The sequence below is a fragment of the Variovorax sp. LjRoot175 genome (genome assembly GCF_964253805.1).
Lineage (GTDB): Bacteria > Pseudomonadota > Gammaproteobacteria > Burkholderiales > Burkholderiaceae_C > Variovorax.
In genome coordinates, this window is record NZ_CAXURY020000001.1 from 573,220 (window position 1) to 591,304 (window position 18,085).

The 18,085-nt window shown below is 68.3% G+C and carries 18 protein-coding genes and 1 pseudogene; 8 read left to right on the forward strand and 11 right to left on the reverse strand.

Annotation, left to right across the window (positions count from 1 at the left end; translation table 11 throughout):
• Window positions 1–24: 24 nt before the first annotated feature.
• Genes ACSQ89_RS02970 through purU form a run of 4 tightly spaced genes read right to left on the reverse strand, consistent with a single transcriptional unit; the run spans window position 25 to window position 3,456 of the window.
• Window positions 25–750, reverse strand: a complete 726-nt coding sequence (locus ACSQ89_RS02970; protein WP_093105156.1) for an LrgB family protein — start codon at window positions 748–750, stop codon at window positions 25–27.
• Window positions 751–753: 3 nt separating this feature from the next.
• Window positions 754–1,104, reverse strand: coding sequence for a CidA/LrgA family protein (locus ACSQ89_RS02975; RefSeq protein ID WP_093105159.1), 351 nt, complete (start codon window positions 1,102–1,104; stop codon window positions 754–756).
• A gap of 17 nt (window positions 1,105–1,121) precedes the next feature.
• Window positions 1,122–2,597: an FAD-linked oxidase C-terminal domain-containing protein gene (locus tag ACSQ89_RS02980; protein WP_093105161.1), complete on the reverse strand. Its 1,476-nt coding sequence runs from the start codon at window positions 2,595–2,597 to the stop codon at window positions 1,122–1,124.
• Between the two features lie 13 nt (window positions 2,598–2,610).
• On the reverse strand, window positions 2,611–3,456 hold the full coding sequence (purU, locus tag ACSQ89_RS02985; RefSeq protein WP_093105164.1) for a formyltetrahydrofolate deformylase: 846 nt from the start codon (window positions 3,454–3,456) through the stop codon (window positions 2,611–2,613).
• 91 nt (window positions 3,457–3,547) lie between these two features.
• Here purU and ACSQ89_RS02990 point away from each other — a divergent pair, with 91 nt between their 5' ends.
• Window positions 3,548–4,882, forward strand: coding sequence for an aminotransferase class III-fold pyridoxal phosphate-dependent enzyme (locus ACSQ89_RS02990; RefSeq protein WP_436294433.1), 1,335 nt, complete (start codon window positions 3,548–3,550; stop codon window positions 4,880–4,882).
• On the opposite strand, the gene ACSQ89_RS02995 is transcribed toward ACSQ89_RS02990, so the two are convergent.
• Complete coding sequence (locus tag ACSQ89_RS02995; RefSeq protein WP_436294434.1) at window positions 4,866–5,681, reverse strand: ChaN family lipoprotein; 816 nt, start codon at window positions 5,679–5,681, stop codon at window positions 4,866–4,868. The two genes, ACSQ89_RS02990 and ACSQ89_RS02995, sit on opposite strands and share 17 nt — an antisense overlap.
• 62 nt (window positions 5,682–5,743) lie before the next feature.
• On the opposite strand from ACSQ89_RS02995, the gene ACSQ89_RS03000 reads away from it, so the two are divergent.
• A complete protein-coding gene (locus ACSQ89_RS03000; RefSeq protein ID WP_436294435.1) occupies window positions 5,744–6,817 on the forward strand; it encodes an AbrB family transcriptional regulator in 1,074 nt (357 codons plus the stop codon).
• On the opposite strand, the gene ACSQ89_RS03005 is transcribed toward ACSQ89_RS03000, so the two are convergent.
• Window positions 6,811–7,089: a BTH_I0359 family protein gene (locus ACSQ89_RS03005; RefSeq protein WP_170855562.1), complete on the reverse strand. Its 279-nt coding sequence runs from the start codon at window positions 7,087–7,089 to the stop codon at window positions 6,811–6,813. The genes ACSQ89_RS03000 and ACSQ89_RS03005 overlap by 7 nt on opposite strands.
• A 121-nt stretch (window positions 7,090–7,210) precedes the next feature.
• A complete protein-coding gene (locus tag ACSQ89_RS03010; RefSeq protein ID WP_436294436.1) occupies window positions 7,211–8,326 on the reverse strand; it encodes a DUF3108 domain-containing protein in 1,116 nt (371 codons plus the stop codon).
• Between the two features lie 98 nt (window positions 8,327–8,424).
• Between ACSQ89_RS03010 and ACSQ89_RS03015 the strand changes: the two genes are divergently transcribed.
• Window positions 8,425–9,447: a fumarylacetoacetate hydrolase family protein gene (locus ACSQ89_RS03015; RefSeq protein WP_436294437.1), complete on the forward strand. Its 1,023-nt coding sequence runs from the start codon at window positions 8,425–8,427 to the stop codon at window positions 9,445–9,447.
• 98 nt (window positions 9,448–9,545) lie between these two features.
• On the opposite strand, the pseudogene ACSQ89_RS03020 reads toward ACSQ89_RS03015, so the two are convergent.
• A pseudogene (locus ACSQ89_RS03020) lies at window positions 9,546–9,985 on the reverse strand (Fic family protein); the annotation flags it as partial.
• Between the two features lie 16 nt (window positions 9,986–10,001).
• On the reverse strand, window positions 10,002–10,886 hold the full coding sequence (locus ACSQ89_RS03025; protein ID WP_436294438.1) for a LuxR C-terminal-related transcriptional regulator: 885 nt from the start codon (window positions 10,884–10,886) through the stop codon (window positions 10,002–10,004).
• Window positions 10,887–10,960: 74 nt separating this feature from the next.
• Here ACSQ89_RS03025 and ACSQ89_RS03030 point away from each other — a divergent pair, with 74 nt between their 5' ends.
• Genes ACSQ89_RS03030 through ACSQ89_RS03040 form a run of 3 tightly spaced genes read left to right on the forward strand, consistent with a single transcriptional unit; the run spans window position 10,961 to window position 13,952 of the window.
• A complete protein-coding gene (locus ACSQ89_RS03030) occupies window positions 10,961–12,709 on the forward strand; it encodes an FAD-dependent monooxygenase (RefSeq protein ID WP_436294439.1) in 1,749 nt (582 codons plus the stop codon).
• The gene (locus ACSQ89_RS03035) at window positions 12,706–12,936 is read left to right on the forward strand and encodes a hypothetical protein (RefSeq protein WP_093105183.1); all 231 of its coding nucleotides are present in this window, start codon (window positions 12,706–12,708) and stop codon (window positions 12,934–12,936) included. Before ACSQ89_RS03030 ends, ACSQ89_RS03035 begins: the two co-directional genes overlap by 4 nt.
• Window positions 12,937–12,977: 41 nt before the next feature.
• A complete protein-coding gene (locus ACSQ89_RS03040; protein WP_436294440.1) occupies window positions 12,978–13,952 on the forward strand; it encodes a Bug family tripartite tricarboxylate transporter substrate binding protein in 975 nt (324 codons plus the stop codon).
• 171 nt (window positions 13,953–14,123) lie between these two features.
• Here the strand turns inward: ACSQ89_RS03040 and ACSQ89_RS03045 are convergent, their stop codons facing one another.
• Both ACSQ89_RS03045 and ACSQ89_RS03050 read right to left on the reverse strand, forming a co-directional pair.
• The gene (locus ACSQ89_RS03045) at window positions 14,124–15,284 is read right to left on the reverse strand and encodes a toxin-antitoxin system YwqK family antitoxin (RefSeq protein ID WP_436294441.1); all 1,161 of its coding nucleotides are present in this window, start codon (window positions 15,282–15,284) and stop codon (window positions 14,124–14,126) included.
• A 22-nt stretch (window positions 15,285–15,306) separates the two neighbouring features.
• Window positions 15,307–15,720 carry a VOC family protein gene (locus ACSQ89_RS03050; protein ID WP_436294442.1) on the reverse strand — a complete coding sequence of 138 codons (414 nt, stop codon included), beginning with the start codon at window positions 15,718–15,720 and terminating at the stop codon, window positions 15,307–15,309.
• 52 nt (window positions 15,721–15,772) lie between these two features.
• Here ACSQ89_RS03050 and ACSQ89_RS03055 point away from each other — a divergent pair, with 52 nt between their 5' ends.
• Entirely contained in the window at window positions 15,773–17,023 is a 1,251-nt protein-coding gene (locus tag ACSQ89_RS03055) for a cystathionine gamma-synthase family protein (protein WP_093105191.1), read from the forward strand.
• Window positions 17,024–17,078: 55 nt separating this feature from the next.
• Entirely contained in the window at window positions 17,079–18,083 is a 1,005-nt protein-coding gene (locus ACSQ89_RS03060; protein ID WP_436294444.1) for a TraB/GumN family protein, read from the forward strand.
• Window positions 18,084–18,085 lie beyond the last annotated feature (2 nt).

The following is an 18,085-nucleotide window of genomic DNA, read 5'->3' on the forward strand; positions in this document are numbered from 1 at the left end:
CCGCCTCGCCGGGCGTTTTTCTTTCTAGAGCATCCGGAACACCATCGGCATCAGCAACGCAGCCAGCACCACCTGCATGCCCAGCGCCAAGCCTGCATACGCGCCCGCATCGGCATCCACGTGCAACGCACGCGCCGCGCCGATGCCATGGGCCGTGGTGCCGAGCGCAAAGCCGCGCGCCGCATAGCCGGTGGCATCGGTACCGATGCGCAGCGCGTCGAAGAGGTACTTCCCCGAGAGCGCGCCGATCATGCCGGTGAGCACCGCGAACACTGCAGACAGTGCCGGAATGCCGCCGATCTTTTCCGAGATGCCCATGGCCACCGGCGCCGTGACCGACTTGGGCGCGAGCGAGAGCACCACGTCGTGCGGCAGGCCCACCGCCCAGCCCAGCGCGACGGCCGATCCGCCCGCCGCCACGCCGCCTGCCAGCGCCGCGAGCAAGAGGCGGCCAAAGCGCGCGCGCAGTTCGGCGCGCCGCTGCCACAAGGGCCAGGCCAGCGCCACCACCGCCGGACCAAGCAGGAAGTGGATGAACTGCGCGCCCGCGAAGTAGCTCGGGTAGTCCACGCCCGTGGCCAGCAGCCCGCCCGCGAGCGCGATCACCGACCACAGCACTGGGTTGGCCCAGGGCGCGCTGCCCAGCTTCGCGTAGGCCGCGTTTGCCAGCAGGTAGACCACCAGCGTGGCCGTGAGGCCGAAGAGCGGTGTGGCCGAGAGATAGATCCAGAGTTCGACGAAGCGCGGCACGGCTCAGGTCTTGTTCTTCTTGCGGTTGAATCCGTGGAGCACCAGCACGGTCACCGCCAGCCCGATCCAGGTCGACAGCACGACGACGAAGAGCATGCGCCCACCGTACTGGCCGAGGAGCGCGAGATGCGTCATCACACCGACGCCGACCGGAATGAACAGCAGCGACAGGTGCGCGAGCATGAAGCTCGCGCATTCGGCCACCGGCTCGCGCACCGCGGGGAAGTAGAGCGCGCCGAGCAGCAACATCAAGCCGAGTACCGGCCCGGGCAGCGGCAGCGACAAGCCACGAGAGAGCACTTCGCCGATCGACTGGAACACGAGCAGCCAGGCCAGGCCGCGCAAGCCGTTCATCGTGCGTGCCTTCTCATTCAGAAGCGAGGGAGGTCCGGATGCGCCACGCGCCCGCCGCGCACCACTTCGCGGCCGTACTCGGCGCAGCGCTGCAGTGTGGGAATGGCCTTGCCGGGGTTCAGCAGACCTGCCGGATCGAAGGCGCGCTTGACGCCGAACATCTGCTCGTTCTCCTCGGCCGTGAACTGCACGCACATGCTGTTGAGCTTCTCTACGCCCACGCCGTGCTCGCCCGACACCGTGCCGCCCATCGCGACGCTGGTCTCCAGGATGTCGGCGCCGAAGAGCTCGCAGCGGTGCAGCTCGTCGGGGTCGTTGGCATCGAAGAGCACCAGCGGATGCAGGTTGCCGTCGCCGGCATGGAACACGTTGCAGCAGCGCAGGTTGTACTTCTTCTCCATCTGCTGGATCGCGAGCAGGATGTCGGCCAGGCGCTTGCGCGGGATGGTCGAGTCGAGGCACATGTAGTCGGGGCTGATGCGGCCCGAGGCCGGGAAGGCGTTCTTGCGGCCGCTCCAGAACTTCAGGCGCTCGTCCTCGTCGCGGCTCACCGAGAGCGCGGTGGCGCCGCAATCGCGCAGCACGGCGCTCATGCGACCGATCTCTTCTTCGACCTCCTCGGGCGTGCCGTCGGATTCGCACAGCAGGATGGCTTCGGCGTCGAGATCGTAGCCGGCGCGCACGAAGTCCTCGACCGCGGCCGTCATCGGCTTGTCCATCATCTCGAGACCCGCCGGGATGATGCCGGCCGCGATCACGGCCGCCACCGCATCGCCGGCTTTGCGCACGTCGTCGAAGCTGGCCATGATGCAGCGCGCGAGCCGCGGCTTGGGCACCAGCTTGACGGTGACCTCGGTGGTCACGGCCAGCATGCCTTCGCTGCCGATCACGAGCGCGAGCAGGTCCAGGCCCGCGCAATCGAGCGCCTCGCTGCCGAACTCGATCGCCTCACCTTCGGCGGTGAAGCCGCGCACGCGCAGCACGTTGTGCAGCGTGAGGCCGTACTTGAGGCAGTGCACCCCGCCCGAATTCTCTGCCACGTTGCCGCCGATGGTGCAGGCGATCTGGCTCGAAGGGTCGGGCGCGTAGTAGAGGTTGAAAGGCGCGGCCGCCTCGCTGATCGCGAGGTTGCGCACCCCGCACTGGACGACCGCGGTGCGGCTGACCGGGTCGATCTTCAGGATGTTGTTGAACTTGGCCAGCGAGAGCGTGACGCCGACGGCGTTGGGCATCGCGCCGCCCGAGAGTCCGGTGCCCGCGCCGCGCGCCACGACGGGCACGCCGAGCGCGTGGCAGGTCTTGAGCACGGCCGCAACCTGCGCCTCGGTCTCCGGCAAGGCCACGGCCAGCGGCCGCTGGCGGTAGGCGGTGAGGCCATCGCACTCGTAGGGCGTGGTGTCCTCGGCGTTCCAGATCAGCGCATGCGCCGGCAGGTGGGCCTGCAGCGCGCGCACCACCTGCGACTGGCGTTCGGAGGCGTGGAGCGCGTTCATGGAAAGGACTCTACTACTTGAACACCACCGTCCGGTGTCCGTTCTGCAGCACGCGGTGCTCGCTGTGCCACTTCACGGCGCGGGCCAGCACCTGGCTCTCGGTGTCGCGGCCGCGCGCCGTCAGGTCTTCGACGGTGTCGGTGTGGTCGGCGCGTTCCACGTCCTGCTCGATGATCGGACCCTCGTCGAGGTCGGCGGTCACGTAGTGGGCGGTGGCGCCGATCAGCTTCACGCCGCGGTCATGCGCCTGGTAGTAGGGCTTGGCGCCCTTGAAACTGGGCAGGAAGGAATGGTGGATGTTGATGGCGCGGCCGGCCAGCTGGGTGCACAGCTCGTTGCTGAGGATCTGCATGTAGCGCGCCAGCACCACCAGCTCGGCGCCTTCGGCTTCGATGATCTCCAGCTGCTTCGCCTCGCCCTGGGCCTTGGTCGCGGCCGTCACCGGGATGTGGTGGAAGGGCACGTTGTAGCTGGCGGCCAGCTGGTAGAAGTCGCGGTGGTTCGAGATGATGGCGCGCACGTCGATCGCGAGCAGGCCGCTCTTCCAGCGGAACAGCAGGTCGTTGAGGCAATGGCCTTCCTTGCTGACCAGGATCACGGTCTTCATCGGCTCGGCCGCGGCGTGCAGCTTCCAGCGCATGTCGAAGCTTTGGGCCAGGCCGGCGATCTGCTCGCGCAAGGCGGCTTCGCTCTGGTCGCAGGCAAAGCGCACGCGCATGAAGAACAGGCCCGTGCCGTGGTCGTTGTACTGCGCCGCTTCTTCGATGTTGCCGCCGCGCTCGAGCAGAAAGCCTGAGACGGCATGGACGATGCCGGTGCGGTCGGGGCAGGAAAGGGTGAGGATATACGCGGGGGTCATAAGGGCGGAGATTGTCGCAGGGCTGCCGGGCAACGCAGCCGGTGCCAAAATGCCCTTCTCCCCTTCAGCGCCTCCCCGGCAGGAGTGACCCATGGCCTACAACGACTTCACCATGGACAACCAGTGGTTGCCCTTCACCCCCAACCGCCACTTCAAGAAGGACCCGCGGGTCTTCGTGGCCGCCGACGGGATGGAGTTCACCACCCATGACGGCAAGAAGGTGATCGACGGCATCTCCTCGCTCTGGTGCGTGGGCGCGGGCCACAACCGCAAGCCCATCAACGAGGCGATCAAGAAGCAGCTCGACACGCTCGACTACGCGACCGCCTTCCAGGTCAGCAACGACCGTGCTTTCAAGGCCGCCGAGATGATCGCCGCGATGGCGCCGGGCGACCTCAACAAGGTGCTGTTCTGCAACTCCGGCAGCGAAGCCGCCGACACCTCGCTGAAGGTGGCGCTGGCCTACCACCGCGCGCGCGGGGAAGGGCACCGCAATCTCTTCATCGGCCGCGAGAAGGGCTACCACGGCGTCGGCTTCGGCGGCATGTCGGTGGGCGGCATTCCGGGCAACCGCAAGGTGTTCGGCTCGGCCTTTTTGCCGCGCGTGGACCACATGCGCTTCATCCACGATCCGGTGAACCATGCCTACATCCACAACCAGGAGCCGGTGTGGGCCGAGGATCCGCTGGCCGACCTGGAGCAGCGCATCCTGCCGCTGCACGACCCGAGCAACGTGGCCGCGATCATCGTCGAGCCGGTGGCGGGTTCCGCCGGCTGGTACCTGCCGCCCAAAGGCTACCTGCAGAAGCTGCGCGAGATCTGCGACAAGCACGGCATCCTCCTGATCTTCGACGAGGTCATCACCGGCTTCGGCCGCATGGGCACCAACTTCGCCTCCGACTACTACGGCGTGGTGCCCGACATGCTGAACTTTGCCAAGTGCGTGACCAACGGCGTGATCCCGCTGGGCGGCGTGATCTGCCGCGACAAGCTGTACGACGCGATGATGAACACCTCGGCGCCCGAGCATGTGGTCGAGTTCTTCCACGGCTACACCTATTCGGGCCATCCGGTGGCTTGCGCGGCAGCGATTGCGACGCTCGAGCTGCTGCAGAAGGAGCAGCTGTTCCCGCGCGCGGGCGAAATGGGCAAGGTGCTGGGCGATGCCTTCCACAGCACCTTCAAGGGCCTGCCGAACGTGATCGGCATCCGCAGCCTGGGCCTGGCCGCTGCGGTCGAACTCGCGCCGATCGCGGGCTCACCGGGCAAGCGGGCCTACGACATCTTCCTGGACTGCTATCACAAGGGGGCGCTGGTGCGGCCGGCGGGTGACGTGATCGTGATCGCACCGCCCTTCGTCGTCGAGAAGTCGCATATCGACACGCTGGTCAACACGCTGGCCGACTCCATCAAGAAGAACGCTTGACCCCGGCGCAGTAGTCTTTTTCCGGCAAGGCAGGCGTGAGCCACACGGCGTCGAAGGCGCCGGGCTCGCGCGCTGTCATCGGTACGCCGGCCTGCAGTTGAACCGTCTTCACCGCCAGGTCGCTCGGCAGGTGCTGCGGCACGCCGAGCGCCTTGGCGGTATGGCCGGCGCCGCTCAGCAGCAGTACGGTCTTGCCCGGCACCCGCGCCTTGACGATCGCCTGCGCCATCGCGCGGTCGCGCGCGATCTGGATGCGCGTCATCGGGCCGATCTGCGATTCGGGCAGCAGGTTGCAGTGGCCGTTGCGCACCGCGTCCTGCTGCGTCTTGTGCGCTTCCTTGCCGAGCTGCACATCGAGCGACACGTCGGCCATCGCATCCTTCATGCGTTCGCGCGGAAGGTTGGCGCCGACGACGGGCACGCCCGCGCGCACCGCGGCCATCACGGCCGGGCCGTAGGCGCTCCAGGGCCAGGCCTTCTCGTTCCAGTTCAGCGCGGCCTGCACCTGCGCTTCGGTCGCAGTGGTCGCGAGGCCAGCCGTGGTCGCGCCTTCTTCCGCCATCTCGAGCGCCAAGGCGGCCAGGCGGCCGCGTGCGGCCAGTGTCTCGACCGTCTCGCGCTCGATCACCTGGTGTTCGGCGGCGTCGTGCTGTTCGCCCAGCAGCAGCGCGTCGGCCGGCAGCAGCGCCATCGCGCGTTGGGCGACCGGTGCATCCGCGCGCGGCGCGAAGACCGTGCAACCGGTGAGGATGGCCGCGGCCACGATCAAGGACGGTGTGAAAGAGCGTCGAAACAGCATCGAGCCATACTATGCGACGGCGGCCGCAGCGCGCCGCCGTCCATTTCCCCGTTTTCCTGTCCGTGTCCCTCCGCTTTTCGGTTCGCGTCCTCGCCACGCTCTTGCTTGCACTCGTGGCGGCCGGCCTCTGCCTTGCCCTGCACACGCCGCTGCCCTGGATGATCGGGCCGCTGCTGGCGGTGTCCCTGGCCTCGATCGCCGGCGCGCCGACCGCCAGCCACACGCCCTTGCGCAATGCGGGGCAGTGGGTGATCGGCGTCGCGCTGGGCCTCTACTTCACGCCGCAGGTGGTCGCTCTGGTGGCTGGCGTGTGGTGGGCCATCGTGCTCGCCATCGTCTGGGCGCTGGCGCTGGGCTGGGCCTTCGGTTGGAGCTTGCAGCGCTTGCATGCGGATCGGATGCCGCATGTGCCTGCACGTTCCATGAGAGCCACGACTTACTTCGCAGGTGCGATCGGCGGCGCGTCCGAAATGACGCTGCTGGCCGAACGCGTTGGCGCGCGCACCGATCTGGTCGCTGCCGCGCACAGCCTGCGGCTGGTGCTGGTCACGATCGCGATTCCGTTCGCGATGCAATGGAGGGGGCTGCACGGGCTCGAAATCAATGTGGCCAGCGTGCGCGAGGTGCGCTGGGGCGGGCTGGCGCTGCTCGCGTCGGCCACCGGCATCGGCGGCTTGGTCATGCGGATCGCGGGGCGCACCAACCCCTGGTTCATGGGGCCGCTGGTGGTGTCGATGGGATTCACCATGGCCGGCCAGCAGCTGTCGGCCGTGCCGGTGTGGCTGTCGAATGCGGCCCAGCTGGTGATCGCGGTGAGCCTGGGCGTGCGCTTCAGCCGCGAGTTCCTGCACACGGCGCCGCGCTGGCTGGCCACGGTGGCGCTCGGCACGCTGGCGATGATCGCGCTTTGTGGCGCGTTCGCGTGGCTCTTGGCCTTGAGCACGGGGCTGCATCCGGCCACCATGATCCTGGGCACCTCGCCCGGTGGCATCGCCGAGATGGCGATCACCGCGAAGGTGTTGCAGCTGGGGGTGCCGGTGGTGACGGCGTTTCAGGTGTGCCGGCTGGTGGCCGTGCTCTTGATCGTCGGACCGATGTACGGTGAGCTCTATGGAAAGCGCCGCGGCGCTCAGTGAACGAGGACGGGCGTGTGCGCCAGTTCGGCGTAGCCCTCGAGCGTGTCTTCGACTTCTTCCTGCGTCGGCGTGTTGAGTTGCCAGGCGGCAATCTGCTGCTGGAACAGTTCGGCCCAGGAACCGTCGAGGTAGACCTCCTTGCCGGAGCGCTTGTCCACAATCTCGAAGCCGTGGCGCGCCAGCACCGGAATGTCGGGCGCTACCGGCGAGTCGCCTTCGGTCGGCTGCACGTGCACGACGACGAAGGAGTCGGAGTCGTAAAGCATTTGCATGGCGGGTCCAGTGAGGATGTCGATGGCATTCATGTTGGTTAGATAGCAATCAACGCGCCAGTTTCAATATGGGCTGTTGTTTTGTAGGTACAGGCCGTGATTTTTTGTGCTTCATTCGGCTTCAGGGACGCATCGACTCCACGCTGCGCAGTTGCAGATCGGCGAAATCGCCGTTGCTCTGGGTCTGCTTGATGCGCACCGGCAGATAGCCGAGTTCAGGCGCCAGCCAGAGCTCGACCTTGTCGTCGAAGGGCTTGCGCGGGTTGCGGGTGAGCTTGCGCGCAGCGAATTCGCCGGCCTGCAGGCTCAGTTTTTCATCGTCTTCGACCTTGAAGATCCAGATGTCGGCGTCCCGCGGGCCCACCGTCTGGATCGCGAAAGCCGCACCGGGCGGATAGCGCCCCGGATCGCCGGCCATCAAGGCGCCGAGTTGCAGGATCACGCTCAGCCGATCCTGCGCGCCCGGCATCAGCGGCACGCTCGGCGCATTGTTGCTGAACACCACCGTGCCCTGATCGCGCATGAAGTGCGAGGCCACCTCGTTCCTGCGCTTGTCCGAGAAGCGTGCCGGTTCGATGCCGTTGGCGCCGATCACGCCGTTGCTGTGCTGGCTGCGGATGGTCCGGAAGAGGAAGTTGAGCGACAGCTGGGCGTCGTACTGCTGGCCATCCTGCAGCCAGGTCAGGTTGCCGAACACGCCCTGCATCGGCGCCATGCCCTGCTGTCCGGTGACCGCGAAGGCGAGCCGCACCGAGCCCGGGATGCGCTGCGGTACCGGTGCTTCGGCCTGGCCTGCGGCGCTGCTGCCGGCCGCAGCGGATGCGCCCTCAGTGGGTGCCGGGGCCGCCCCCTCCGGCGCGGGCTCCGCGGGAACGCCGGCTTCGACCGGCGCCTGGGCCGTCAGATCCGGTCCGACCGCCTCGGCCGCCGCCGGACTCTCGGGCGCAGGGGCGGGCGCCTGCGGACGGGCCACAGGGCGCGGGCGCGCGGGTTTGGGGGGGGGCGGCTTGGCGGTGGCTGCAGGCTGCGGCGCCACCGGCTCCGCAGCCGGCGGCGCGATGACGATGGTGCGCGTGCTGAACTTGTTGGCCAGCGGCGAAGGATGCGGCCCCACGGCCATGGGTGCCAGGCCCAGCAGCGCCAAGTGGGCGAGCAGCACGGCAGCCGCCAGCAGCGCCAGCCCGCGCCAGGGCGGGCGCGGAACAGGGGGCTGGGCGGGGAGGGCGTGCGGGGGCATCGGATGTGGATCGGAACGCGGCGCCAAGGTTCGCTCGGTACACTGCCGCCCGTTCAATCAGTTTAGTAGCGATGCCGTGCCGGCATCCGCCGCCACCCATGAAACTCGCCACCCTTAAAGACGGCTCGCGCGACGGCCAACTGGTCGTCGTTTCGCGCGACCTGGCCAGCGCCCACTATGCCACCGGCATCGCCAGCCGCCTGCAGCAGGTGCTTGACGACTGGGGCTTCATGAGCCCGCAGCTGCAGGACCTGTCGGATTCGCTCAACACCGGCCGCGCGCGAAACGCCTTCCCCTTCGATCCCACGCAATGCATGGCGCCGCTGCCGCGCGCCTACCAGTGGGCCGACGGCTCGGCCTATCTCAACCACGTCGAGTTGGTGCGCAAGGCGCGCAACGCCGAGGTGCCCGAAAGCTTCTACACCGACCCGCTGATGTACCAGGGCGGCAGCGACGATTTCATCGGCCCCTGCGACCGCATCGTGGTCGCGAGCGAAGCCTTCGGCATCGATTTCGAGGCCGAGATCGCCGTCGTCACCGGCGACGTGAAGATGGGCGCGAGCCCCGCGCAAGCGCTCGACGGCATCCGCCTGGTGATGCTCGCCAACGACGTGAGCCTGCGCAACCTGATCCCGGCCGAGCTCGCCAAGGGCTTCGGCTTCTTCCAGAGCAAGCCCGCGACCGCCTTCAGCCCGGTGGCCGTTACGCCGGACGAGCTGGGCGAGGCCTGGCAGGGCGGCCGCGTACACCTCACGCTGCAGAGCACCTGGAACGGCCGCAAGGTCGGCATGTGCGACGCGGGCGAGGAGATGACCTTCCACTTCGGCCAGCTGATCGCGCACATCGCCAAGACGCGCAACGTGCGCGCCGGCAGCATCGTCGGCAGCGGCACGGTGAGCAACAAGGGTGTCGAGAAGAACGGCCGCACCGAATGGCCGAAGGGCTACAGCTGCATCGCCGAGAAGCGCTGCATCGAGACCATCCAGGACGGCCAGCCGGCGACCGAGTTCATGACGTACGGCGACACGATCCGGATCGAGATGAAGGGCAAGGACGGGCAGTCGATCTTCGGGGCGATCGATCAGGAAGTGTCGGCGCCGGGCAGCACCGGTCAGCCATAACGCGCGAATTCGTTTCCATCTCGCTTCAGAAGCTGAATGAGCTTGGGATGGGTAAAGAGCTTTTCCTTGCCCGCCTGGACTTCTGCCAGCACGCCCACGCTGACCAGATCCTTCAGGTAGCGTGACGCCGCCTGGCGCTGCGCGATCTGCTGTCGACCAGGTTGCCGATGCGGCAATAAGGCTGCTCGAAGATCGTCTCGACGAGCTCGCGACTGTAGATCTTGGGCAGCTTCTGGCGCACGTAATCGGTGTGTTCGGCGAGACCACGCATGGCTGCAATCTTGTTCGTGGTCCAGCGCGCGGTTTCTTCGACGGCCCGCAGCATGTAGAGCACCCATTCCTCCCAGGCCTGTTCGCGCGTGACCTTCTGCAGCAGGCAGTAGTAGTCGGCCTCGTGAGCAATGATGTAGCGGTAGAGCACCGGCAGCGCGAGCAATTGTTCCTGGATCAGCACCAGGATGTTGATCACCCGGCCGGGGCGGCCGTTTCCGTCGGTGAAGGGGTGGATGGGCTCGAACTGGTAGTGGCCCACCGCCATGCGGCGACAGGTCAATTCAACGTGTCGTCATTTTTTGATTTTGACAACATGTCGGCCCTTGCGCGTCGCTGCCAGCGACATGAAGTTGGAACGTGTCACAAATTTGCGCTTTTGGCGACACGATCGGCTGAGAGGCACCGCGCAGCAAGGCCTTCAGGCTTCCGATCCCCAGCCGCCGAAACGCGCGGTACTGGTGGGTCCGCACCGTCGTGAGCTCGATGCCGATCTCGCGCGCCGCTTCCTTGGCGGTCTTGCCGGCCATCAGGTGGCCGATCACCTCCCGCTCGCGCAGGCTCAGAGCGAGCAGGCGCGTGGCCAGCGTGGGCTCGGCAGCCTCGCGCGCGGCCATGGCGCTGCGGCCGTGCGCGAGCGTGGCATCGGCCAGCAGCGTGGCATGCGTTTCGAGCAGCGCGAAATCGGCGTCGCCGAAGTCGGGCTGGGCGAGGCTGCGGTAGAAGCTCACCGCCGTGCGCTGGCCGGTCGGCAACAAGAGCAGGATCGAGGCGCGCTCGCGGATGCCGACGTCGCCGTAGCAGGCGGCGCGATAGGCCGGGTCTGCCACCTCCTCGGCACGCTGGTGGCCGAGCCACAGCTGCGGGCGCTTGGGCAGCTTGCGCTTCGCCAGCCAGACCATGTTGGGATCGAGCAGGTCGAAGCGTTGCGCCACGTAGCGCTCCGAAGTGCGCTCGGCCGTGTTGCCGTAGGTGCTCGCGGCGGACACCGTTTCGATGCGGCCGGTGGCACTCACCGCGAACACGGTGCAGAAGGTTACCGGCAGCACGCGGTGCATGGCGCCGAGGTAGCTGGCCGCCAGGTGCGGCGTGCCGATGCCGGCGAGCACGCCGCTGACCACGGGGGCCGCCAGCGCATGCTCGGCGGCGCGAAGAGGCCAGCGCCTCATGGGGATATCAGGGTTAACACTTCGTACGAAGTTACGACATCGGTGGAAGGAAGGCATCGGGACAATCCCTTCGCATGAACACCGCTGTCGCCCCGAAGCCCGCCGCGCGCGCCGGCGATGCCGCCACCGGGCCGCTGCCTCCGGTGGCCGGCGAGTTGCCGCCGTCGGTCGGCGACTTCCACTACACGCGTTTCGATCCGCGGTTGCCGGCGCTCGAGGACGGCGTCGAACCGGGCCGCCATCCGGTCGTGATCGCCGGCGGCGGCCCGATCGGCATGTCGCTCGCGCTGGGCCTGGCCAACCACGGCATGAAGAGCGTGATCCTGGAAGCCGACGACACGGTCTGCGTCGGCAGCCGCGCGGCCTGCGTCTCGCGCCGCAGCCTGGAGATCATCGAACGCCTCGGCGCGCTGCCGGCCTTCCTGGCCAAGGGCCTGCCCTGGACCGGCGGGCGTAGCTTCTACAAGACCGACGAGGTGTTCCGCTTCGAGATGCCGCACGACGAGCGCCAGAAGCTGCCGCCGATGATCAACCTCGAGCAGTACTACATCGAGCAGTACCTGCTGGACGCGATCCATCGCCGCAACGAAGCATCGCCCGGAACGATCGACATCCGCTGGGGCACCGAGCTCGCCGGCTTCGCGCAGGATGATGAAGGTCTGCGGCTGCAGGCGCACAACGCGCTCGGCAGCTACGCGCTGCAGGCCCGGTGGCTGGTCGGCTGCGACGGCGGCCAGAGCTTCGTGCGCAAGTCGCTGGGCCTCAATCTCGAGGGCACGGCCTACGAGGGCCGCTACGTGATCATCGACATCGAGCTGCACAGCACGCACCCCACCGAGCGCCGCGCCTGGTTCGATCCGCCCTGGAACCCGGGTTCGACCGTGCTGATGCATCGCCAGCCCGACGACATCTGGCGCATCGACTACCAGCTGCGCGCCGGCCAGAGCACCGAGGAGGCGCTGCAGCCCGCTGCGGTGCAGGAATTCGTGCAGCGCCATCTGGAAGCCATCGGCGAAGGCCACCTGCCCTGGAAGACGGTCTGGACCTCGGTCTACCGCGCCGGCGCGATGACTCTCGACAGCTACCGCCACGGGCGCGTGCTCTTCGCCGGCAATGCCGCGCACGCAATGCCGATCTTCGGCGTGCGTGGCCTCAATTCGGGCTTCGACGATGCCGACAACCTCGCATGGAAGCTGGCGCTGGTGGCGCGCGGCGTGTCCGATGCCGCGCTGCTCGACAGCTACTCGCAGGAGCGCATCGCGGCCTTCCACATCAATGCCGAAAGCGCGATGCGCAGCACCGAATTCATGTCGCCGCCGTCGCGCGGCTTCGACCTGCTGCGCGAAGCCGCGCTTTCGCTCTCGGGCGCGCACCGCGAGATCGCGAACCTGATCAATCCGCGGCAGACGCAGGCGGTGCAATACGAGGCCTCGGCGCTGTCCAGCGCGAGCGACGAACTCTCGGCCGGACCCAAGCCGGGCGAAGCGATGCCCGAGCAGCAGCTGTCGGCCGAGCTGCATCTTACCGACTGGCTGGGTCCGATGTTCACCGTGCTCGTGCTCAACATCGATCGCAAAAAAGACGCCGCGCTCGAAGCCGAACTCGCGGCCGCGCAGGCCGGGCCGCTGAAGGCGGTGCTGCGCAAGCTGCCGCCGGGCGCCGCCGATGCCGCGGTGTTCGCGGCCCTGGGCGCGCAGGACGGCGCCGTCTATCTGCTGCGCCCCGACGGCCACGTCGCCGCGCGCTGGCGCCGCGTGCCGCCGGGCGCGCTCTCGCAGGCCCTGGCGCGTGCGTCCGCATTGGCAACAAAGGAGGCCGCATGACTGCTGCACTGAGCCCCGAAGCGCGCGACCGTCTCTACGCCGACTGCGCGCGCGCCATCAGCGAGGCGGGCGTGGAACGAGAATCGCTGTTCCTTGCCCGGCTCGCGCTGCTGCTGTTCGAGCAGGTCGGCGACGAAGCGCGCTGCCGGGCCGCGCTGGCGCATGCGCTGGACCGACTGCCCACACCCTCGCTGTCTGCCGCGCCGGCCGACGAGCGCGCGAGCTGACCCTTTCACGCCAACTCACTAAAACCCAGGAGACTTTTCCAATGGATCGCAGAACCCTGCTCACCACCCTTGCCGCCAGCGCGGCTGCCGCTGCCGCACCGTGGGCGCGCGCGCAGAACTACCCCGAGCAGCTCGTCAAGTGGGTGGTGCCCTATCCGGCCGGCGGCGGCACCGACGTGATCGCGCGCACCCTGGCCGAAGCCATGCGGCAGACGCTGGGCCAGCAGATCGTCATCGACAACCGCCCCGGCGCCTCGACCAACATCGGCGCCGACCTGGTCGCCAAGGCCAAGCCCGACGGCTACACCATCATGTCGGCCGACAACGCGGTGCTGGCCTTCAACGAATACCTGTTCAGCAAGCTGCCCTTCAGCCCCGAAAAGGACTTCAGCTACATCGGCGCCATCGGCAGGTTCCCGCTCGCGCTGGTGGTCCATCCGGACTTCCCGGCCAAGGACTTCAAGGCCTTCCTGGCCTACGTGAGGGCCAACCCCGGCAAGGTCAACTACGCCTCGCCCGGCAACGGCTCGCCGCACCACCTGGCGATGGAGATGTTCAAGAACCGCACCGGGACCTTCATCACGCACATTCCCTACCGCGGCGCGGCGCCGGCGATGGCCGACGTGATGGGCGGCCAGGTGCCGTGCATGTTCCTCGACCTGGCCTCGGGCCTTCCGATCATGCAGGGCAACAAGGTGCGCGTGCTGGCCATCGGTTCGGGCGCGCGCTCGAAGCTGCTGCCGGAGGTGCCGACGCTGGCCGAAGTGGGCGTGCCCAACAGCGAGGTATTCGCGTTCCAGGGGATTCTGGGCCCGGCCGGCTTGCCGGCGCCCGTGGTCGCCAAGCTCAACGCCGACTTGAACCGCGCCTTCGGCGTGCCGGCAGTGCAGAAGCGCTTCAGCGATTTCGGGATGGAGGCGATGCCGGGGACGCCTCAGCAATTCGCTGCGCTGTCGCGCGCCGAGTCGAAGCGCTGGGGGCCGATCATCAAGTCGGCGGGGATCAAGCTGGATTGAAGACTTCACCAGCAGCTCGGTGGCTAGGTCTGCAGCGATGACCCCCTCGCGGCCGGCGAAGCCAGGCCTGTTCGGGGAACACCGCGGAACCGGCTTTGCCGGGCCGCTGGTGTTGCCCCCGGCGAGGGGGTTGGCGGACCACACGAAGTGGGGGAGCCTGGGGGGTGAGCGCTACTTCGCGAAGGCCTTGCGCGACCCGTCCTCGAACACCTCGTCGTCGCGCTCCGGCTTGCCGTCGGCATCCCAGGTCCGTTCGCGCGTGACGCGGCCCTTGTCGTCGTAGATCGATTCGGCCATCAACGTGCCCTTGTCGCTGAAGCGCTGGTGCGTGCCGACGGCGATGCGGCGGAACCGGTCGATGAGCAGGTAGCGCCCGAGCGCGGCGCGCTGGCCGTTGTCGTGGAACTCGGTGATCTCCAGCTGGCGCGCATCGCCGGCCGTGCCGTAGCGGGCCTTGCTGCGCGGCTGTCCGTTGAGGTAGTAGCTCTCGTCGCTTTGCGGCTCGCCGGCCGCGTTCCAGCGCTGGTCGCGCACCAGCGTGCCCTTTTCCGAGAACTCCTGCTCGCGCTGCCTGATCGCGCCGCGTTCGACCAGCAGGAAGACCACTTCGCGGCGCTTGATGCCATCCGAAGACCAGCGCCGTTCGGTGCGCTGGTTGCCGCTGATCTCGTCCTGCACCGAAGGCTTGCCGTTGTCGTAGAGCTCCTCGCTGCGCACCCGCTTGCCGGCCGCATAGGCCAGCCGCGAACGCAGCGTGCCCTTGCTGTCGAACAGCTCCACCTGCGAGGGCCCGTTCACGAAGCCGCACAGCCGTGCATCGTCGACCGCCGGCGCCAACATCGGCTTGTCGCCGCAGCGCAGTGCCGACAACTGGCCGCGCTCGGTGAACTCGGCCGAGGCACGTTCGCCCGGCTCGGCATAGAAGGCGATGCGGCGCACCTGGCCGCCCGGATGGAAGCTGCGCGTCAGGCCGGTTTCATGGCCGTTCTCGTAGATCGCCTCGCGCAGCACGCGGCCTGTGGGCGAGAACTCGCGTGCGCGGCCCTGCATGTTGCCGTTGGCGTCGACGCTGTGCTCCTTCACGAGCTTGCCCTTGTCGTAGTAGCGCACCAGGCCCATGAAGACGCCGTTCTGGATCTGCTGCTCGCGCATCAGCTCGCCGCTGTCGCGGTCCTTGCAGCGCATGAGGCCGGTCTTGCCTGCGGTGGTGTTGCCGTTGGCCGGATTCACGCTCTGGCCGTTGAGCTCGCAGTCCTGCACCGCGTGCGCAGCGGGATGGAAGAGGGCGGCGAATACGGCAACGAGTCCGGCAATGCGCAGAGAAGTGACCATGGCGAAGCGGATGAAGTTCAGGTCATGCGTCGTAGACGGTGTCCAGCGATCGGAATCCCTTTGCCTCGATCGGGTTGCCGAAGGGGTCGCAGAAGAACATCGTCCATTGCTCGCCCGGCTGGCCTTCGAAGCGGACCTGCGGTTTCAGCACGAAGTCGGTGCCGGCCGCCTGCAGGCGCTCGGCCAGCGCGCGCCACGCGGGCAGCTCGAGCACGATGCCGAAGTGCGGCATCGGCACCATCACCTCGCCGACGTGGCCGGTGCGCGAGGTGGCGAAGGGCTCGCCGAGGTGCAGCGAGATCTGGTGGCCGAAGAAGTCGAAGTCGACCCAGGTGTCGGTGCTGCGGCCTTCGGCACAGCCGAGCAGGCCGCCGTAGAAGCGCCGCGCCTCATCGAGATCGCGGACATGGAAGGCAAGGTGAAATATGCTGCGCATGTAACAAGCATAGCCGCGCTGCTTCGCTTTGACACCCATGGATACAACTCCGATGACCTCGCCCGCCGCCTCTCCCGCCCCTGATCCCACCACTCGGCTGCTGCACGCCGACCGTCATTTCGGCGTCGAGCAGGGCGGCGTGCACATGGCGGTGCACCCGTCGGTGCAGTACGGCTACGAGCGCGTCGAAGACCTGATCGGCGTGTTCCAGGGCACGCTGAAGAACCGCTTCAACTACGCGCGCCAGGGCACGCCGACCACCGCGGCGCTGGAGGCCAAGCTCACGGCGCTCGAGGAGGGCGTGGGCACCGTCTGTTTCGCGACCGGCATGGCCGCGGTCTCGGCCGTGTTCCTGACGCTGCTGCGCGCAGGCGACCACCTGGTCGCGAGTCGTCATCTGTTCGGCAACACCCACAGCGTGCTGGGCACGCTCCAGGGGCTGGGCATTCAAGTGGGCCTGGTCGACGCGTCGTCGGCGGCAGCGGTGGCCGATGCGCTCACGCCCGCGACCCGCATGGTGTTCGTCGAGACCATCGCCAACCCCGGCACGCAGGTGCCCGACCTGGCGGGCATCGGCCGGCTCTGCGCCGAACGCGGCCTCGTCTACGTGGTGGACAACACCATCACCTCGCCGGCCCTGTTCCGGCCGAAGACGGTGGGCGCGAGCCTGTCGCTCAACTCGCTGACCAAGACCATCGCCGGCCACGGCAATGCGCTTGGCGGTGCGGTGACCGACACCGGCCTCTTCGACTGGAGCGGCTTCCCCAACATCTTTGCCGGCTATCGCCAGGGCGATGCGAAGCAGTGGGGCTTGGTGCAATTGCGCAAGAAGGGGCTGCGCGACCTGGGCGGCTCGTTGAGCTCGGACCATGCCCATCGCATCGCCGTCGGCGCCGAAACCCTGGCCCTGCGCGTCGCGCAGAGCAGCGCGACGGCCCTGTCGCTGGCCCGCTTCCTGGAGAGCCATCCGGCGGTGGCGCGCGTGCACTACCCGATGCTCGAATCGCATCCGCAGCATGCATTGGCGCGCGCACATTTCGCTTCGGGCGCCTGGCTGCTGTCCTTCGAGCTGCAGGATCCGCAGGCCTGCATACCCGTCATCAACCGGCTCCAGATCCCGATCAAGGCGACCGGCATGGGCGATACGCGCACGCTGATCATTCCGGTGGCGCCGACCATCTTCTGGGAGGCCGGTCTCGCGAGGCGGGCCGAGATGGGCATTGCGGAGGGGCTGATCCGCGTCTCGGTCGGGCTCGAGCGCGAGAGCGATCTGGTCGCCGATTTCGCGGCGGCGCTGGCATGAGCCGCCGGGCCGCTCCCCAGGCGAATACCGCAGCGCGCAGCGCGGAGGTTGCCTGATGACCGGCTGGCTTTCCCGCCTGCGCTGGCATCGTCCGCTGTGTGCCCTCGGCTTCGCGTTCCTGTGCGCCGGCGCCGCGCCCGCCTTTGCGGCCGACGAAGGCAGCGCCAAGCCCTTCTGCCCGCCGCCGGCCGCCATGCCCGACCTGTCAGCCGAGGCCATGCGGCGCGCGATGCAGCAGGCGATCGACCGCGGCCTCTTGTGGCGCATCGAGAAGGACGGCCGCAGCTCCTGGCTCTACGGCACCATGCACCTGGGCAAGGCCGAGTGGATGGTGCCGGGGCCGCACGTGCTGCGCGCGCTGATGCAGAGCGACACGCTGGCGCTCGAACTCGATTTGCTCGATCCGGCGACGCTGGCCGTGTTCAGCGCGCCAGCTGACCAGGCGGTCAGCGCGCGCGTGCTCACGCCGGAACGGCAGCGCCGCCTGGACCGGCAAGCTGCCGCCGCCTGCCTGCCCCAGGGCGCGCTGGCCCGGCTGCGGCCGATCCTGCAGGTCACGACGCTGTCGATGCTCGCGGCGCGCTCCGAGGGGCTGTATGGCGACTACGGCAGCGAGGCCTTTCTCGCCGGCCTGGCGCGCGCCCGCGGCAAGCCCATCGTCGCGCTCGAGACCGCAGCGGACCAGTTGAAGATGCTCGGCGGCGATTCCGAGGCGGAGGAGGGCGAGCAGATCGACCAGGCCCTCGACGAACTCGAATCGGGCCGGACCGGCGCGCTGGCGGGCGAGCTGGCGCAGGCCTGGGCGCGCAACGACTGGGCCCGGCTCGACAGCTACACGCAATGGTGCGATTGCATGCGCACGCCCGCCGATCGGCGCGCGCTCAAGCGCCTGCTCGACGATCGCAACCCCGGCTTGGCCGAGGGCATCGCGCGCCTGCATGCGCGGGGCCAGCGCGTGTTCGGCGCGGTCGGCGCATTGCACATGGTCGGACCGACGGGCCTGCCGGCGCTGCTGGCGGCGCGCGGCTTTCGCGTGACGGCGGTAGTGCCCGGCCCTTGAGC

Coding starts and splice junctions, on each gene's coding strand:
- ACSQ89_RS03035 (WP_093105183.1), top strand. CDS start 12,706: ATGACTGCTGCACTGAGCCCCGAAGCGCGCGACCGTCTCTACGCCGAC.
- ACSQ89_RS02990 (WP_436294433.1), top strand. CDS start 3,548: ATGGCCTACAACGACTTCACCATGGACAACCAGTGGTTGCCCTTCACC.
- ACSQ89_RS03015 (WP_436294437.1), top strand. CDS start 8,425: ATGAAACTCGCCACCCTTAAAGACGGCTCGCGCGACGGCCAACTGGTC.
- ACSQ89_RS03060 (WP_436294444.1), top strand. CDS start 17,079: ATGACCGGCTGGCTTTCCCGCCTGCGCTGGCATCGTCCGCTGTGTGCC.
- ACSQ89_RS03010 (WP_436294436.1), bottom strand. CDS start 8,326: ATGCCCCCGCACGCCCTCCCCGCCCAGCCCCCTGTTCCGCGCCCGCCC.
- ACSQ89_RS03050 (WP_436294442.1), bottom strand. CDS start 15,720: ATGCGCAGCATATTTCACCTTGCCTTCCATGTCCGCGATCTCGATGAG.
- ACSQ89_RS03045 (WP_436294441.1), bottom strand. CDS start 15,284: ATGGTCACTTCTCTGCGCATTGCCGGACTCGTTGCCGTATTCGCCGCC.
- ACSQ89_RS03005 (WP_170855562.1), bottom strand. CDS start 7,089: ATGCAAATGCTTTACGACTCCGACTCCTTCGTCGTCGTGCACGTGCAG.
- ACSQ89_RS03055 (WP_093105191.1), top strand. CDS start 15,773: ATGACCTCGCCCGCCGCCTCTCCCGCCCCTGATCCCACCACTCGGCTG.
- ACSQ89_RS02980 (WP_093105161.1), bottom strand. CDS start 2,597: ATGAACGCGCTCCACGCCTCCGAACGCCAGTCGCAGGTGGTGCGCGCG.
- ACSQ89_RS02995 (WP_436294434.1), bottom strand. CDS start 5,681: ATGCTGTTTCGACGCTCTTTCACACCGTCCTTGATCGTGGCCGCGGCC.
- ACSQ89_RS03030 (WP_436294439.1), top strand. CDS start 10,961: ATGAACACCGCTGTCGCCCCGAAGCCCGCCGCGCGCGCCGGCGATGCC.
- ACSQ89_RS03040 (WP_436294440.1), top strand. CDS start 12,978: ATGGATCGCAGAACCCTGCTCACCACCCTTGCCGCCAGCGCGGCTGCC.
- ACSQ89_RS02975 (WP_093105159.1), bottom strand. CDS start 1,104: ATGAACGGCTTGCGCGGCCTGGCCTGGCTGCTCGTGTTCCAGTCGATC.
- purU (WP_093105164.1), bottom strand. CDS start 3,456: ATGACCCCCGCGTATATCCTCACCCTTTCCTGCCCCGACCGCACCGGC.
- ACSQ89_RS03025 (WP_436294438.1), bottom strand. CDS start 10,886: ATGAGGCGCTGGCCTCTTCGCGCCGCCGAGCATGCGCTGGCGGCCCCC.